2 protein-coding genes are annotated in these 2,944 nt (G+C 70.2%); both read right to left on the reverse strand.

The genetic code is table 11. The annotated features are described in order from the left end of the window. Positions 1 to 2,032: arabinosyltransferase domain-containing protein (locus AC2VON_RS06235; protein WP_486952160.1), on the reverse strand; the 2,032-nt coding region annotated here is incomplete at its 3' end. Positions 2,033 to 2,040: 8 nt separating this feature from the next. Beyond that, positions 2,041 to 2,944: arabinosyltransferase C-terminal domain-containing protein (locus AC2VON_RS06240; RefSeq protein ID WP_486952161.1), on the reverse strand; the 904-nt coding region annotated here is incomplete at its 5' end.

A 2,944-nucleotide genomic window follows, 5' to 3' on the forward strand; every position in this document is an offset into this window, starting at 1 on the left:
CCACCATCGACGCGACGAACACCGCCACCATGAACCCGGCCGCGACCGGGACGGGTGCGGCGGTCAACGCCCGGGCCACCCGGCCCTCGCCGGCCGCGCGTGGGGCGAAGTGCAGCCAGGCCGTGTAGGCGGCGACGATCGCGAACAGGATGAAAAACATGGTGCTGACTGTGATCGGCCCGATGCGCGGTTTGGTGGAGTTGAACGGCACGCCGTAGCTGGAGACGTACCACCAGCCGTTGGTGGTGGCCCAGCACAGCGCCAGCACGAACAGCAGGGCGCTCAGAAACGCCATCCGGTTGCGCGACCAGCGCAGCACCTCATGCGACACCAAAACAGTCGCCAACGCCGCCATTGCTCCGGCGACCGCGGCGAACAGGCCGAAGTGGTGCACCCACTTGGTGGGGGTGAACATCAAGAAGAACATGGTGCCGAAGATCACGCCCATCAACCGCCATGCCGGGCCGCGCGCCACCCCGGGAATCCTCTTGCGCCGCAACATGATGAACATCGCGGTGAACAAACACAGGGCAGTGATCAGGAAGCCGAACCGTCGCGACAGCGAGCCGTCGACGGTGGGCAGGATCAGGTAGTAGTAGCGCAGGTTCTCGGTGTACCAGGCCTGGCTGGGTCCGATCGCGCTGCGGATCCGGGTGGCTTCGATGACAGCGCGTAGGGTCTGGTCGGCGAAGACCACGGTCAGGATCACGAAGCCGGCCGCCAGCAGCGGGGCCACCAGCGCCCAGGTGCCGACCTGGCGGTGCCGGCGCACCAGGATCCGCAGGATCGGGCGGCCGCCGGCCACCAGCGCGGCCACCGCGATCAGGCCGGTGGGCTGGATGCCGAGGGTGAACGCGGCGCAGACCACGGCCAGCGCGGCCGGGGTCATCCGTCCGGCGATCATCGCCCGCTCGATCAGCACGTAGGTGACGAGCGACCCGGCCGCGATGATCGGCTCCGGCCGCAGCCCGTTGTTGAACGGCATCCAGGCCGCCAGCAGCACCGTCGCCGCCGCCCACATCGCGGCGCGGCTCGACGACACCGCCGGGCCGAACCGGGGCAGCACCTCACGGGAGAGCAGCAGCCAGCACACCAGCCCGGCGATCAGGTCGGGAAGCCGGATCCAGATGCTGGCGTCGCTGACCCGTGTCATCAGCGCCAGCAGGTTGTAGTACCAGCCGAACGGGTCTTCTGGGCTGCCGAACCAGCGGAAGTAGTTGCTCATGTAGCCGGCGTGTCCGGCGACGCGGGCCATGCCCAGCACGTAGCCGTCGTCGGAGGAGTTGGCGCCGATCACGTGCCAGACCAGAAAACCGAGGATCACCGTGGCGTCGGCGAGGGTGAAGAATCGCCACCGGGCCGGGATCAGCCGGGCGATCAGGCCACGCCCGTCGGTTCGGTCCAGCCGCCACAGTGCGGTCAGCGCGACGACGGTGGCGAGGATTGCACCGATGATCGCGGCCAGTTTCAGCGCGGTCGGCCTGGTGGAGAACCGGGTGTCGATGTCGGCGGCCAGCTCCAGCCCTGCCGGGGCTGGGCCGGTCAGGTCGGTGAACACCCCGACGACCTGTGGGCGCAGGTTGGGATCGGCCCAGCCGGATCGCTCGGTCAGCCCGGCGAACGTGGCGAAGGTGCCGGCGTGCGACGAGGTGATCTCGATCCGCGAGCAGCCGCCGGGACTTTCCACTTTCGCCCGCGGCACGCTGGCCAGCACCACGTTGCGGTCGGTGACGTCCACCCGCTGCCCGGTGACGGTGACGAACAGCCCCTGCAGCGCGGCGTCCTTGCCTTTGGCCGGCGCGGTGCCCAGCAGCAGCCCGCCGTCCGGCGGCAACGAGAGCACCGCTGTGCACGGCACGGTGGCCGTCATCCGCACCGGGGTCAGCGAGATCAGCGGCGCGGTCACGTTGGTCAGTTGTCCGTGCTGCGGCCAGTTCAACGTCGCGGTGGTCTGCACCACCGGTAGCAGCGGAGTGGCCAGCGACAGCGCGAAGCCGACCAGGCCCGCGATGGCGGCCACCCGGCTGCTCACGGCGGGGCTCACGGGAGGGCCCGAATCGGTCCGGGCCGGCCCCAGCCGGTGACGGTCACGGCGCCCTGCCCGACGGCGGCGTCGGGTGCTTCCTCGGTGGGGACCAGCCGGTGGTAGGCCTCCACCGATCCCCAGTCCCGGTACCAGTCGTCACGCAGATAGGTCGGGATGGTCGAGGTCCACAGCATCGCCTGGGTGATCAGGAACGGCCCGCCGTCCTCGCTGGCCTCCCACAGGTTCGATGACGACGCGGTCTGTTTATGGTCGCCCAGAATGCGGTACTCCGGCAGCTCGGCCACACCCAGGTGTTCGGCGAACGGCCGCTGGCACGGGAAGTTCGCCGCGGTGGCGATGTCGAGCAGCACCGGGGTCTGCGAGCCCATCAGCTGCGCAATGGTCTTTGTCACCGGGACCCGCGGTGGGGTGAACGCGAGCCACTGTTCAGTGGACAGGTTCGGGTCGGCTGCGACGAGGCGGACGACGTCGGTGCCCGGCGGCGCCCACGCCAGCGGGAAGCGCAGGTTGCGCCAGGCGTTCTGCGGGCCGATGTCGATCGGCTCCACCTGGCCGAGCGCGGCGACGTCGCCGTCCGCGCCCGTGATGCCCCACTGGAGTTTCAGCGGCTGCCCGTAGGTCAGTTTGCCGTCCTCTTCGTGCGACCAGATCGCGCCGGCGGCCGCCACCACCACGATCGGCGCACGGTCCGGGGCCCGGGCCGGCAGCCGGTACCACACCGAGGTGGCGTGTGCGGCGATCTGTTCTTTATAGCTGCCCAGCACCGGGGTGACCGCTGGGTCCAGCCCGTAGGGCAGCGACACCCGTGATCCGTTGGCCCCGGCGGACGCGTCCGGGGGAAGTCGTCCGCCGGCGGTGCCGGCGGAGTCGCTCTCGGACGCGCTGGGCTTGTTGGGC

It is taken from the genome of Mycobacterium sp. TH-M82, from assembly GCF_057473605.1.